The organism is Modestobacter sp. SYSU DS0290, assembly GCF_054050955.1.
Genome location: NZ_JBJHAI010000016.1, coordinates 41761 through 54311, shown reverse-complemented (window position 1 = coordinate 54311; position 12551 = coordinate 41761). Strand labels below are relative to the sequence as shown.

General features: G+C 75.0%; 12 protein-coding genes. 3 read left to right on the top strand and 9 right to left on the bottom strand.

The features are described 5' to 3' along the window. Nucleotides 1-19 precede the first annotated feature (19 nt). A complete protein-coding gene (locus ACI795_RS13955) occupies nucleotides 20-1276 on the bottom strand; it encodes an APC family permease (protein WP_457076133.1) in 1257 nt (418 codons plus the stop codon). 340 nt (nucleotides 1277-1616) lie between these two features. Further along, nucleotides 1617-2348: a zf-HC2 domain-containing protein gene (locus tag ACI795_RS13950; RefSeq protein WP_457076132.1), complete on the bottom strand. Its 732-nt coding sequence runs from the start codon at nucleotides 2346-2348 to the stop codon at nucleotides 1617-1619. A 39-nt stretch (nucleotides 2349-2387) separates the two neighbouring features. Here ACI795_RS13950 and ACI795_RS13945 point away from each other — a divergent pair, with 39 nt between their 5' ends. Beyond that, nucleotides 2388-2942, top strand: coding sequence for a sigma-70 family RNA polymerase sigma factor (locus ACI795_RS13945; RefSeq protein WP_457076131.1), 555 nt, complete (start codon nucleotides 2388-2390; stop codon nucleotides 2940-2942). A gap of 4 nt (nucleotides 2943-2946) precedes the next feature. On the opposite strand, the gene ACI795_RS13940 is transcribed toward ACI795_RS13945, so the two are convergent. The 3 genes from ACI795_RS13940 to ACI795_RS13930 form a co-directional block, all read right to left on the bottom strand. Further along, complete coding sequence (locus tag ACI795_RS13940; protein ID WP_457076130.1) at nucleotides 2947-3735, bottom strand: DUF4184 family protein; 789 nt, start codon at nucleotides 3733-3735, stop codon at nucleotides 2947-2949. Nucleotides 3736-3784: 49 nt separating this feature from the next. Continuing rightward, complete coding sequence (locus ACI795_RS13935; protein WP_457076129.1) at nucleotides 3785-4762, bottom strand: cytochrome c oxidase assembly protein; 978 nt, start codon at nucleotides 4760-4762, stop codon at nucleotides 3785-3787. Nucleotides 4763-4848: 86 nt separating this feature from the next. Then, the gene (locus ACI795_RS13930; protein WP_457076128.1) at nucleotides 4849-5790 is read right to left on the bottom strand and encodes a DUF5926 family protein; all 942 of its coding nucleotides are present in this window, start codon (nucleotides 5788-5790) and stop codon (nucleotides 4849-4851) included. A gap of 51 nt (nucleotides 5791-5841) precedes the next feature. On the opposite strand from ACI795_RS13930, the gene ACI795_RS13925 reads away from it, so the two are divergent. Further along, the gene (locus ACI795_RS13925; protein ID WP_457076127.1) at nucleotides 5842-7050 is read left to right on the top strand and encodes a cytochrome P450; all 1209 of its coding nucleotides are present in this window, start codon (nucleotides 5842-5844) and stop codon (nucleotides 7048-7050) included. A 92-nt stretch (nucleotides 7051-7142) separates the two neighbouring features. Beyond that, complete coding sequence (locus tag ACI795_RS13920) at nucleotides 7143-7421, top strand: DUF1905 domain-containing protein (protein WP_457076126.1); 279 nt, start codon at nucleotides 7143-7145, stop codon at nucleotides 7419-7421. 99 nt (nucleotides 7422-7520) lie between these two features. On the opposite strand, the gene araA is transcribed toward ACI795_RS13920, so the two are convergent. The 4 genes from araA to ACI795_RS13900 all read right to left on the bottom strand — a co-directional run bounded on the left by araA (nucleotide 7521) and on the right by ACI795_RS13900 (nucleotide 12529). After that, the gene (araA, locus tag ACI795_RS13915; RefSeq protein WP_457076125.1) at nucleotides 7521-9023 is read right to left on the bottom strand and encodes an L-arabinose isomerase; all 1503 of its coding nucleotides are present in this window, start codon (nucleotides 9021-9023) and stop codon (nucleotides 7521-7523) included. Between the two features lie 29 nt (nucleotides 9024-9052). Then, nucleotides 9053-9745, bottom strand: coding sequence for an L-ribulose-5-phosphate 4-epimerase (locus ACI795_RS13910; RefSeq protein ID WP_457076124.1), 693 nt, complete (start codon nucleotides 9743-9745; stop codon nucleotides 9053-9055). Further along, a complete protein-coding gene (locus tag ACI795_RS13905; protein ID WP_457076123.1) occupies nucleotides 9742-11406 on the bottom strand; it encodes a xylulokinase in 1665 nt (554 codons plus the stop codon). The genes ACI795_RS13910 and ACI795_RS13905 overlap by 4 nt, the downstream gene beginning before the upstream one ends. Nucleotides 11407-11533: 127 nt before the next feature. Then, nucleotides 11534-12529 (bottom strand): LacI family DNA-binding transcriptional regulator, encoded by a 996-nt coding sequence (locus tag ACI795_RS13900; protein WP_457076122.1) that lies wholly within the window; start codon nucleotides 12527-12529, stop codon nucleotides 11534-11536. Between the last annotated feature and the right edge of the window lie 22 nt (nucleotides 12530-12551).

The window sequence follows — 12551 nt, the reverse complement described above, 5'->3', positions numbered from 1 at the left end:
CAGGTCCGGCCGGTCGGGATCATGCGGCGCGTCGTGCCCGGGACAGCCGCACCAGCCGGCCGAGGACGCCGACGGCGAGGACCGCGACCCCGACGGCGACGGCGCTCGGCGGCAGCGTGGCCACCAGGACGACGCAGCCCACGGCGCCGAAGACCTGCAGCGCGCGGGGGAACCGGCGGTGCGCGCGGTCCTGGGTGAACGCCGAGACGTTGGCGACCAGGTAGTAGAGCAGGACGCCGAACGAGGAGAACCCGATCGCGCCGCGCAGGTCGACGGTGAGCACCAGCACGCAGACCATGACGGCCAGCGCCACCTCGGCCCGGTGCGGGACCGCGAACCGCGGGTGCACGGCGGCCAGCCAGCCCGGCAGGTCCCGCTCGCGGGCCATCGCCAGGCTGGTGCGGCCGATGCCGGCGATCAGCGCGAGCAGGGCACCCAGCGCCGCGGCCGCACCGCCGATCCGGACCACCGGCGCCGCCTCCGACCAGCTCCCGGCGTCGACCGCGGCCGCCAGTGGTTCCGCCGTCGCCGCCGTCCCGTCCGGGCCGAGCACCGCGAGCAGGGTGACGGCGACGACCGCGTAGACGGCGACGGCCAGGCCCAGGGCCAGCTGGATCGCCCGCGGGATGGTGCGCGCGGGATCGCGCACCTCCTCCCCCATCGTCGCGATCCGCGCGTAGCCGGCGAAGGCGAAGAACAGCAGCCCGGCCGACTGCAGCACGCCGTACCAACCGCCGTCCGCGCCGTTCCACGGGCTGACCTGCGACCACGTCGGCGACCCACCGGCCAGGCTGGCCAGGACGACGACGGTCAGCGCGGCGAGCACCACGGCGACGATGACCCGGGTCAGCCGGGCGGTGCGGGTGACGCCGCGGTAGTTGACCGCGGCCAGCGCGGCGACCGCGGCCACCCCGACCGGGCGCTCCCAGCCGTCGGGCGCCGCGTAGGCGGCGAAGGTCAGCGCCATCGCCGCGCAGCTCGCCGTCTTGCCGATGACGAAGCCCCACCCGGCGAGGAACCCGGGCCAGGGACCGAGCCGCTCCCGGCCGTAGACGTAGGTGCCGCCCGAGGCCGGGTACTGGGCGGCGAGCTGCGCCGAGGCGGTGGCGTTGGCGTAGGCGACCAGCGCGGCGATCAGCAGCCCGACCAGCAGCCCGGCGCCGGCGGCCTGCGCGGCGGGGGCGAACGCGGCGAAGACCCCGGCGCCGATCATCGAGCCCAGGCCGATGACGACGGCGTCGCCGGTGCCGAGCCGGCGGGCGAGCGCACCGGTCACCGGCGGGGCTCGATCCGGGTCAGCCACATGGTCCGGGGATCGTAGGGACGCCGGGTGAACCGCCGGTGTCGCGCCGCCCGGTGATCAGTCCGGCGAAGACGGGGCCGGTGATCACCACGGGCTCAGCGCGGTCTCCACGCCGTCATGACCTCGCCCAGCCCGCGGTGATCATGGCCAGCAGCCGACCCGACTGAGGCCGCCAGGTCGACGATCCCGACCGCGACGAGCCAGGACGGCCAGGACGACCAGTAGGACAGCCCGCCACGGGCGCACCCATCCACCCTCTCGAGCGGCCCTCCGTGCCGTGCCCCCTGCCTGTGCTGATCACCGCACCGCGGGATCAGGCGGCGCGCTGCTCGGCGACCGGGTCGGCCGGCAGGGGACGCGCGGGGGCGCGGTGCACCGTCGTCCCCACCCCCTCGGCACCGGCGCGGGAGGTGAGCCGGCCGGTCCACGCGCGGACCGCCCCCAGCGGCCCGCGGCCCGGGGTGCGGCCGCGCAGCGCCAGTGCACTGACCAGGACGGCGCCGCCGACCAGCACCAGGTGCGCCCCGGCCCGGGCCGCGTGCACGTGCCCGGCGCCCAGGTCGGCGAGGGTCACCCAGCCGAGCACCGCGGTGAAGGACAGCAGGAAGGGCAGCGCCCCGGCGGCCAGCCGGGGGCGGGCGGCGACCACCAGGAAACAGGCGGCCAGCCCGAGGTTCCAGGCACCGGTCTCGTGCGCCAGGTGCACCGGGGCGGTGCCACCCGCGCCCAGGAACGCCGGCAGGCTCACCGCCAGCTGCCCGGCGCCGACGGCGAGCAGCGCCAGCCGCAGCGCGGCGTCCACCCAGCCCCGGCGCACCCGGGCCGCCGGCAGCCGGCCGAGCACCGCCGCCGTCACGTCGGGCACCGCGGCGGCGGGCACCAGCCGGGCCCGCCGGGTCACCTCCGCAGCCGCCTCCGCCCAGCCGCGGCACGCCGCGCAGCCGGCCAGGTGCTCGTCGACCCAGGCCTGGGGCATGCCGGGGTCCTCGCCGTCCAGACCCGCCGAGATCGCCTCGCGAAAGGGAACGCACCGCACGACTGGCATAGTCGTCGCCGGCAGTCGCAGGGTTCCCGGAGGGTGGTCGTGGAGCAGCTGGAACGGCTCGCGGCCCGGGCGGCCGCGGGCGACGGCGCCGCGCAGGCCGCGTTCGTGCGCGAGACGCAGGCCGAGGTGTGGCGGCTGTGCGCCCACCTCGCCGACCGGCAGGTCGCCGAGGACCTCACCCAGGAGACCTACCTGCGGGCGCTGCCGGCGCTGGCCCGGTTCGAGGGCCGCTCGAGCGTGCGCACCTGGCTGCTGTCGATCGCCCGCCGGGTCTGCGCCGACCACCTGCGCTCCAAGAAGCGCCGCCGGCTGGTGCTGGTCGACGACGACGCCGACCTGGGCGACCTGGCGCGCGACGCCCCGGCCGACGAGGTGGGCGGCACGGTCGCCGCGCAGGACGTGCTCGACCGGCTCGACCCCGAGCGGCGCGAGGCGTTCGTCCTCACCCAGCTGATCGGGCTGCCCTACGCCGAGGCCGCCGAGGTCGTCGGCTGCCCGGTGGGCACCATCCGCTCCCGGGTCGCGCGGGCCCGCGCCGACCTGGTCGAGGCGCTGGTCGCCGCCGACCACCCGCGCACCCGCCGCCCCTCCTGACCGCTCAGGAGTCCTGGGCGGCGGGCTCGGGAGCGGAGCGCAGCCGGCACAGGTGCCAGGCGACGGCGTACAGCACCAGCGCCACCAGGAGCGCCGTCCCGCCGTCGACGAGGAACGTCCGCAGCTCCGCCTCGGCCACCCCGGCCCAGTCCACAGCGCCCTCCAGCCGGTAGGCCTCCCGGAACTCCGGCAGCATCCGGAACCCCGAGACCGCCCCGGCCAGCACCGCCACCACCCCGAGCAGCGCCGGGACGACGACGCGCACCCTCCGGGGCAGCAGCACGGCGGCCGGGACGGGCGACGGCCGGGCCGCGCGCCACCAGCGGACCAGCCACCACAGCAGCGCCCCGCCGCCGAGCACGGTGAACGCGACCTCCAGTCGCAGCGACCACGGGGCCCCGGGGGCGCGGGTCACGTCGTCCCACAGCACGTGGCTGGCCGCCCCGACCACGAGCGAGACGGCGATCGAGGCCAGCGCCACCGGGCTGCGCCAGCGGAACCCGCGTGCGGCGGGGACGGCACGTCCCGCGGCGGCCGGCGGCAGCAGCGCCAGGAGCGGGCGCTTCACCACCACCTGGAACGCGGCGAGCAGCACCAGCCCGATCAGCGGGTCGAGCCACAGCACCGAGGACAGCTCGTGGGTCAGCGTGAGGTTGTAGTCCCCGCCGAGCCACTGCAGGGACGCGTAGTAGGGCAGGTCCGGCGCCACCGACCCGGCGACCAGCGCGGAGGGCACCAGCGGGGTGCGCAGCAGCGGCAGGACGACGGCGGGGTGGGCCAGGGTGAACGGCACACGCGCACCCTAGGGTCGGCGCCACCCGGCGGCCCGCAAGCGGACGGGCTCAGGGACGCTGGGCGGCGAGCCGGCGCAGGCGCTCGTTGTAGGCGACCAGCTCCGGGTCGTCGCCGCTCTCCCCGCGGGCGATGGCCCGGTCCCGGGCCCGGTCGGCGGCACGGTTGGACCGCTCCTCCGACTTCGTCCACTGGAAGAACACGACGGCGAGCACCAGCACGGTCGGGAACTCCCCGAACGACCAGGCGATGCCGCCGGCCGCGCCCTGGTCGTAGAGCGGGTCGACGCCCCAGGACTCCGGCGGGTTCGCGTAGCTGGTCAGCAGCAGGCCGCTGCTCATCATCACGATCACGCCGAAGAAGGCGTGGAACGGCGCGGGCAGCAGCAGCTCCAGCATCCGGCCGCCGTGCCCGGAGCGGCGCGGCCACGGGTCGATCGCGAGGATCGGCCCGAAGAACAGCAGCCCGGTGACCAGGAAGTGCAGCAGCATGAAGGTGTGCCCGACCGTGGTCGCCATGAGGTCGTCGAACAGCGGGGTGAAGTAGACGCCGTAGAGGCTGGCGATGAACAGCGGCACGGTGAACAGCGGGTGCGAGACCGCCTGCCCGAGCCGGCTGTGCAGCGCGGTCAGCAGCAGCCGCCGCGGCATCCCGGCGGTGCCCGGGGACGCCGGCAGGGCGCGCAATGCGAGGGTGACCGGCGCGCCCAGCAGGAGGAACAGCGGGCTGATCATGCTGAGCACCATGTGCTGGACCATGTGCAGGCTGAACAGCCCCATGCCGTAGGTCTGCAGCCCGCTGGCGCAGACGTGGAAGGTGACGGCGCAGCCGGCCAACCAGGACGCCGTGCGCAGCGGCGACCACCGGACGCCGCGGGCGTGCAGCCGCCACAGCCCGACGCCGTAGGCCACCGCGAGCAGGACGGCCAGCCAGGCCAGCGGGGAGGCCGCCCCCAGGTCCAGCGCCAGCACCCGGCCGACGGTCGGCGGCAGCTCCGGCAGGTGCATGCCGCCGTGCTCGTGTCCCACGTCCAGTCCTCCTCAGCCCTACAGTGCGGACACCACGGTAGGCCCCTCGGATGCCGCCACGGTCGCGGGCCGCGGCGGCACCCGGGTCAACGGAGGGTGACCTGGCGGGAGAGGAGCCCCGCCCGGGCGCGCCGCTCGTCGGCGGTCAGCGGGGTGTCGACGGCGAGCGCCGCCTCCAGCCGCGCCTGCAGCTCGGCGGCCGGGGCCGCCCAGTCGGCGCCGGGGACGTCGGCAGGGACGTCCCACACCGGGACGACGAGGCCGAGCGCGCGGAAGGCACCGGCGTACCGGGTGTCCTCCCCCAGACCCAGCTCACCCGCCGCCGAGAGCCGGGCGAGCGCGTCCAGCAGCGGCTCCTCGGCCTCCGGGCGGACCCAGCGCACGTGCGCCCGGTCGACCGAGGGGCGGCACCAGTAGGCGGCCTCCAGCCCCTCGAGCCGGACGGTCGGCATGAGCATCTCGTTGGCCTGCTGCAGACCGGCCTGCGCGGCCGGGTTGGGCTGGGCGCCCTCCAGCCAGAAGCCGAAGTCGTCCTGGACGGTGACCTCCAGGGGTGCGCTGGTGTCCAGCAGCTCCTGCAGCCGCGGGCCGGCGGAACCCGCGGCGCCGATCGGGCCCGGGTCGACCGGGGCGCCCGCGGGGGCCTCCAGCGCGGCGGCCAGCGCCGTCCCCAGGTCGCGGCTGACGTCGTCGGAGGAGGTGGGCAGCTGGACGCCGAGCATGATCTCGCCGTTGGCGCGCACCAGCGCGGGCGTGCCGCCGGGCAGCACGCTGGCCAGCGTCACGTCCTGGCCGCCGGTGGTGCGCAGCTTCGCCGTCGCGGCGGGCACCAGCTCACGCAGCGCGACCCAGTCGGCCTCGCCCGCCAGCCCCTCGAAGGGACGGCGCACCGGCGCGGCGTAGCCGGAGCCGTGGCAGTGCTTGTAGCGGCGGCCCGAGCCGCACGGGCAGGGGGCCTTCGGGTTGATCTCGCCGTCGGTGGCCGGGGTGGTGGCGGCAGGACGGCGGCGGGATGCGGAACGGGCCATGGGTGCGAGGGTAGGAGACTCGCTCGACGACATCTCGCTAGAGTCGTTCCAGTGACGCTGGCTGCTGCTCCCCTCGACCTGACCGACCCCGCGGTGGTCGCCGACCCGTACCCCACCTTCGCGCGGGCGCGGGCCGAGGCGCCGGTGCAGTGGGACGCCGGCCTGGGCATGTGGCTGGCGTTCAGCCACGCCGAGGCCAACGCGGTGCTGCGGGACCGCCGGCTGGGCCGGATCTGGCGGGACAAGGAGCCGGCCGAGCGGTTCGGCCAGTTCAACCTGATCCACCGCAACGCGATCCTGGAGATGGAGCCGCCGGAGCACACCCGGCTGCGCCGGCTGATCAGCGCCGCGTTCGCCCGCGGGCACGTCGAGCGGCTCCGCCCGTGGGTGCAGGAGCTCGCGGACTCCCTCGTCGACGGGCTGGTCGAGCGCTCCGGCGGGACGGCCCCGGTCGACGTCCTGTCCGGGATGAGCGAGGAGCTGCCGGTCGCGGTGATCGCCGAGCTGCTCGGCGTCCCGGCCGCCGACCGGCCGCTGCTGCGGCCGTGGTCGAACGCGATCGTGAAGATGTACGAGTACGGCCGGACCGCGGCCGTCGAGGACGACGCCGAGCGGGCCGCCGCCGAGTTCGTCGCCTACCTGCGCGAGCTGGCCGCCGAGCGCCGCCGCGCTCCGGGCGAGGACCTGCTCACCCACCTGGTCACCGTGCGCGACTCCGAGGGCGACCGGCTCACCGAGGACGAGCTGGTCACCACCTGCATCCTGCTGCTCAACGCCGGCCACGAGGCGACGGTGAACGTCAGCGGCAACGGCCTGCTGGCCCTGCTGGAGCACCCGGCGCAGCTGGCGCGGCTGCGGACGGACCCGGCGCTGCTGCCCACCGCGATCGAGGAGCTGATGCGCTTCGACTCGCCGCTGCAGCTGTTCGAGCGCACCGCCACCGCCGACGTCGAGATCGGCGGGGTCACCGTCGAGCAGGGGCAGAGGATCGCCGCCCTGCTGGGCAGCGCCAACCGTGACCCCGCCGTCTTCGCCGACCCGGACACCCTCGACGTCGGGCGCACCGACAACCCGCACATCTCCTTCGGCGCCGGCGTCCACTTCTGCATCGGCGCACCGCTGGCCCGGGTCGAGCTGCAGGCCTCCTTCGGTGCGCTGCTGTCCCGCACCTCGTCGCTGGAGCTGGGCGCGCGGCCGCAGCGCCGTCCGGAGTTCGTGATGCGCGGGCTGGCCGACCTGCCCGTCGTGCTCACCGCCTGACCGCTCCGCCCGCGGTGCCGTGGCTGCCGCGATGAGTTCCGGCGCCGCTCCCGGTCTCCCCTGCTGACCCGACCGCCCGCTGGAGGAGAGCCATGCCCGCAGGACCGCTCGACCACTCGTTCACCGCGCCGCTGGAGAAGGACGGCGCCTTCCCCACGTTCGTGACGGTGCCGGACTCCGCCGAGCTGCTCGGCACCCGACGGGCGGTCAAGGTCGCCGGGACCATCGACGGCCACCCGTTCACCGCCACGCTGATGCCGTCCGGCGCCGGCCCGCACTGGCTGCCGGTGCGCCGGGAACTGTGCCGGGCCATCGGCAGGTCGGAGGCCGGCGCCGAGGTGAGCTTCCACCTGACCGAGCGGTTCAGCTGACGCGACGACGCCCCACCCGGTCTCGCCGGGTGGGGCGTCGGTCGTGGAGCCCGGCCACCCGCCGCCGCACGGGGGAACGGCGACGAGCGGCCGGGGGTCTCAGAGGCGCTGGTTCAGCCGGTGGTAGGCCGCGCTCCAGCGCAGCTCCTTGGCCAGCGAGCGCCGGGTGGTGTCGGCGTCGATGAGCACCAGCTCGGTGCCGAACACCTCCGCCAGGTCGGTCAGCTCGTCGGCGCCCAGCTGGGTGGTGAGCACCGTGTGGTGCGGTCCACCCGCGGTGAGCCAGCCCTCGGTCGCCGTCTCGAAGTCCGGCCGCGGTGCCCAGACGGCCCGGGCGACGGGCAGGTTGGGCAGCGCCTCCGCGGGCTCGACGACGTCGATCTCGTTGGCCACCCAGCGGAACCGGTCGCCCAGGTCCGACCAGCCGATGGTGACCCCGGCGCCGGGAGCGGCGGTGAACACCAGGCGGGCCGGGTCCTCGCGGCCGCCGATGCCCAGCGGGTGCACCTCCAGCCGCGGCTTCTCCCCGGAGATCGTCGGGCAGACCTCGAGCATGTGCGCCCCGAGGATGGTGGGCCGGTCGGCCGCCAGGTCGTAGGTGTAGTCCTCCATGAAGGAGGTCCCACCGGGCAGCCCGGCGCCGGCGACCTTGAGCACCCGCAGCAGGGCCGAGGTCTTCCAGTCGCCCTCACCGCCGAAGCCGTACCCGTCGGCCATCAGCCGCTGGACGGCGAGGCCGGGGAGCTGGCGCAGCCCGCCGAGGTCCTCGAAGTTGGTGGTGAACGCCCCGAAGCCGCCCTCGGTGAGGAACTGCCGCAGTGCCACCTCGATCCGGGCCTGGTAGCGGACGCTGTGGTGCCGGTCGCCACCGGGGCGCAGGTCGGCGTCCATCTCGTACAGGTCGGCGTACTCGGCGATCACCGCGTCCACGGCCGGCTCGGCCACCCGCTCGACGGCCGCCACCAGGTCGTTGACGCCCCAGGTGTTCACCGACATGCCGAAGCGGATCTCCGCCTCGACCTTGTCGCCCTCGGTCACCGCGACGTTCCGCATGTTGTCGCCGAACCGGGCGAGCTTGAGTCCGCGGGCCTCGGCCGCACCGGCAGCGGCGCGCGCCCAGGAGCCCACCCGGCGGGCGACCCGGGGGTTGCTGACGTGCCCGGCGACGGTGGTCCGCGGCGTGCGCAACCGGGTGAGCATGAACCCGTACTCCCGGTCGCCGTGGGCGGCCTGGTTGAGGTTCATGAAGTCCATGTCGATCGTCGCCCACGGCAGGGCGGCGTCGGCCTGGGTGTGCAGGTGCAGCAGCGGCTTGCGCAGCGCGTCCAGCCCGGAGATCCACATCTTCGCCGGGGAGAAGGTGTGCATCCAGGTGATGACGCCGATGCAGGACGGCGTCTCGTTGGCCTCGCCCATCACCCGGCGGATGGCGCCGGCGTCGGTGAGCACCGGCTTCCAGACCACCCGGACCGGGACGTCGGACGACCCGTCGAGGGCGGCCGCCACCCGCTGGGACTGCTCGGCCACCTGCTGCAGGGTCTCCTCGCCGTACAGCCCCTGGCTGCCGGTGAGGAACCAGACCTCGTTGTCCTCGAATGCCACGTACAGGTCCTTACCTCGGGGCCGGCGCGTCAGCGCTGGCCGTAGACGTTCTGGTAGCGCGCGTACAGCGAGTCGATGTCCGCCTGCGCGATCGGGACGGGCTCACCCAGCTGGCGGGAGAGGTGCACGGTGCGGGCGACGTCCTCGGTCATGACCGCCGCCTTCACCGCGGCCTTCGCCGAGGGGCCGATGGTGAAGACGCCGTGGTTCTTCATCAGCACCGCCGGCGAGCGGTGCCCCTGCAGCGTCGCGACGATGCCCTGGCCGATGGAGTCGTCGCCGATCAGCGCGAACGGCCCGACCGGGATCGGTCCGCCGAACTCGTCGGCCATCGCGGTGAGCACGCAGGGGATCTCCTCGTGCCGCGCCGCCCAGGCCGCGGCGTAGGTGCTGTGCGTGTGCACCTGGCCGTTGACCTCGGGCATGTTGCGGTAGACGTAGGCGTGCGCGTCGGTGTCCGACGACGGCGCCTTCACCCCGTCGACGGCGTTGCCGTCGAGGTCGCAGACGGTGATGCCCTCCCAGGTCAGCTCGTCGTACTCCACCCCGCTGCCCTTGATCACGAACAGGTCCTCACCCGGCACCCGCTCGGAGACGTTGCCCGAGGTCCAGGTGACCAGCTCGTAGCGGGTGAGGTACGAGTGCAGGTGGGCGACGTGCTCGCGCTGGGCGCGGTGGGTGCCCCGCTCCGTGCGGGCCTGCGGGTCGGCGGTGGCGGTCATGCCGGCTGCTCCTCGGTCAGGGGTGCGGAGGTGGTGTCGGACGGCGCGGCCGGCCGGGAGCCGGTGGCCACGTGCTGGACGGCGGCGCGCTCGACCGGCAGGCCGGCGACGTAGCGCTGCATGAAGGCGTCGAAGCCGGCGACGTCGACCGGGTCGGGCTCGGCGGTCAGCAGCTCCGTCCCGGCGAAGACCGCGGTGTCCAGGTAGTCGGGCAGGCTCTGGCCCGGGGCGCGGCCGGTGGCGAAGGCGGCCAGGACGGCGATGCCCCAGGCACCGCCCTCCGCGGCGACGTCCCCGACGGAGACCGGCGTGTCGATCGCCGCGGCCAGGAAGCGCTGGGCGACGCCCGCGGTCTTGAACATGCCGCCGTGCGCGAACATCCGGTCCAGCCGCACGCCCTCGGCCTTCTGCAGCACGTCCATCCCGATCCGCAGCGTCGCCAGGGACGAGAACAGGTGGGTGCGCATGAAGGTGCCGAGGTCGAGCCGGCTGTCCGGGGACCGCAGGAACAGCGGTCGCCCCTCCTCGAAGTCGGTGATCGGCTCCCCGGAGAGGTAGTTGTAGGCGAGCATCCCGCCGCAGTCGCTCGCCCCGTCCAGCGCAGCCGTGAACAGGGTGGCGAAGACCTGCGACGGGTCGGCCGGCGCGCCCAGCGCCCGGGCGAACTCGGTGAACAGCCCCGCCCAGGCGTCCAGCTCGCTCGCCCCGTTGTTGCAGTGCACCATCGCCACCGGGTCGCCGGCCGGGGTGGTGACCAGGTCGAGCTCGCGGTGCACCCCGGCGAGTTCCTGCTCGAGCACCACCATGGCGAAGATCGACGTGCCGGCGGAGACGTTGCCGGTGCGCGGCGCGACCGAGTTGGTGGCGACCATCCCCGTCCCCGCGTCACCCTCCGGGGGGCAGAGCGGGACGCCGGGACGCAGCCGCCCGGACGGGTCGAGCAGCTCGGCGCCCGCCGCGGTCAGCGTGCCGGCCGGCTGCCCGGCGACCGCGATGGCCGGCAGCAGCTCCGCGAGGGTGAGCTCCACCCCGGCCTCGGCGGCCAGCTGGTCGAACCGGGCCAGCATCGTGGCGTCGTAGCCGCCGGTGGCGGCGTCGATCGGGAACATGCCGCTGGCGTCCCCGACGCCGAGGACCTTCTCGCCGGTGAGCTGCCAGTGCACGTACCCGGCGAGGGTCGTCAGGTGGGCCAGCCGGCCGAGGTGCTCCTCGCCGTCCAGCACCGCCTGGTACAGGTGGGCGACGCTCCACCGGTGCGGGATGTTGACCCCGAACTCGGCACTGAGCCGCTCGGTCGCGCGACCGGTGTTCGTGTTGCGCCAGGTGCGGAACGGCGTGAGCAGCGCACCGTCGGCGTCGAACGCGAGGTAGCCGTGCATCATCGCCGACACACCGAGCGCGCCGACGCCGGCGAGCTCGACCCCGTGGCGCTGCCGCACGTCGTCGGCGAGGGCCGAGACGCTCTGCTGCACACCCGCCCAGACGGCGTCCAGCGAGTAGGTCCACAGCCCGTCGACCAGCTGGTTCTCCCAGTCGGAGGCCCCGACGGCGAGCGGCGCGTGGTCCGGGCCGATCAGCACGGCCTTGATCCGGGTCGAGCCGAACTCGATGCCCAGCGCCGTGCGACCCGAGGTGATCGCTGCAACAGCGTCCGACGTCATGCGAGGAGCCCCTTCCGCCCACCGGTGACCGGCCTGGTCCCAGCGACCCAGGCGCCCGCGGCGGGCGGCACCAGGCGCTGATTGTTAGCGCTAACAACATCCCCGGTCAAGCCGGGGTCGAGCGAGGTCACACCCGGCGGACCGGCCCGGTCGTCTCGCGGACGACCAGCGCCGGGAGCACCGGCTGGGACTCGCTCTGCTCCCCCCGCAGCCGGGACAGCACCAGCTGCACACCCCGACGGCCCAGCTCCGCGAAGTCCTGGCGGACCGTGGTCAGCGGCGGGATGAAGTACGCCGCCTCCGGGATGTCGTCGAAACCGATGACGCTCACGTCGCCGGGGACCGACAGCCCCGCCTGGTGCAGGGCGTTGAGCAGCCCGAGCGCCATCTGGTCGTTGGCCACGAAGACCGCGGTGACCTCCTCGCCGGACCGTGCCCGCCGGGCCAGCTCCTGCCCGGCGGCGTGGCCGGAGGAGGCCAGCCAGTTGCCGTGCAGCAGCGCCGGCACCGGCGCCCCGACCTTCTCCAGCTCCGTCTGCCAGCCGATCACCCGGCCCCGGGCCTCCAGGGAGTCGGCGGGACCGGTCACGTGGTGCACCGTGCGGTGCCCGAGCGACAGCAGGTGCCGGGTGGCCAGGGCCGCACCGACCTGCTGGTCGACCCAGACGGTCGGCCGGCTCTCGTCCCGGCCGACCTGGACCGCGATCAGCGGCACCGGCGACTCGAAGCGCCGGAGTGCGTCGACCGCCCGGCCGTAGGTGGACAGCGCGACGACGGCGTCGACCGACTGGGCCACGAAGCGGTCGACCGCCTCGCGCATCGCCGCCTCGCTGTCCTCGTCCAGGATGGCGACGCCGAGCGAGTACCCGGCTGCACGCGCGGCCTTCTCCAGGCCCAGCAGCGTCTGCGCCGGGCCGTACTGGTTGATGTGCGAGGTGACCAGACCCAGCGTGCGGGTCGACCCGGTCACCAGGGCGCGGGCAGCGGTGTTGGGCCGGTAGCCCAGCTCCGCGATCGCCTGCAGGACCCGCGCCCTGGTGGTGGGTGCGACGTTGGGATGGCCGTTGACCACCCGGGACACCGTCTGGTGGGAGACCCCCGCGTGCGCTGCCACGTCGGACATCGCCCGCGCTCGTGCCGGACCT

What these genes read in the sequence shown, in the direction of transcription:
- ACI795_RS13950 (WP_457076132.1), bottom strand. Translation starts at nt 2,348, where the DNA reads ATGCCAGTCGTGCGGTGCGTTCCCTTTCGCGAGGCGATCTCGGCGGGT.
- ACI795_RS13905 (WP_457076123.1), bottom strand. Translation starts at nt 11,406, where the DNA reads ATGACGTCGGACGCTGTTGCAGCGATCACCTCGGGTCGCACGGCGCTG.
- ACI795_RS13900 (WP_457076122.1), bottom strand. Translation starts at nt 12,529, where the DNA reads ATGTCCGACGTGGCAGCGCACGCGGGGGTCTCCCACCAGACGGTGTCC.
- ACI795_RS13930 (WP_457076128.1), bottom strand. Translation starts at nt 5,790, where the DNA reads ATGGCCCGTTCCGCATCCCGCCGCCGTCCTGCCGCCACCACCCCGGCC.
- ACI795_RS13920 (WP_457076126.1), top strand. Translation starts at nt 7,143, where the DNA reads ATGCCCGCAGGACCGCTCGACCACTCGTTCACCGCGCCGCTGGAGAAG.
- ACI795_RS13910 (WP_457076124.1), bottom strand. Translation starts at nt 9,745, where the DNA reads ATGACCGCCACCGCCGACCCGCAGGCCCGCACGGAGCGGGGCACCCAC.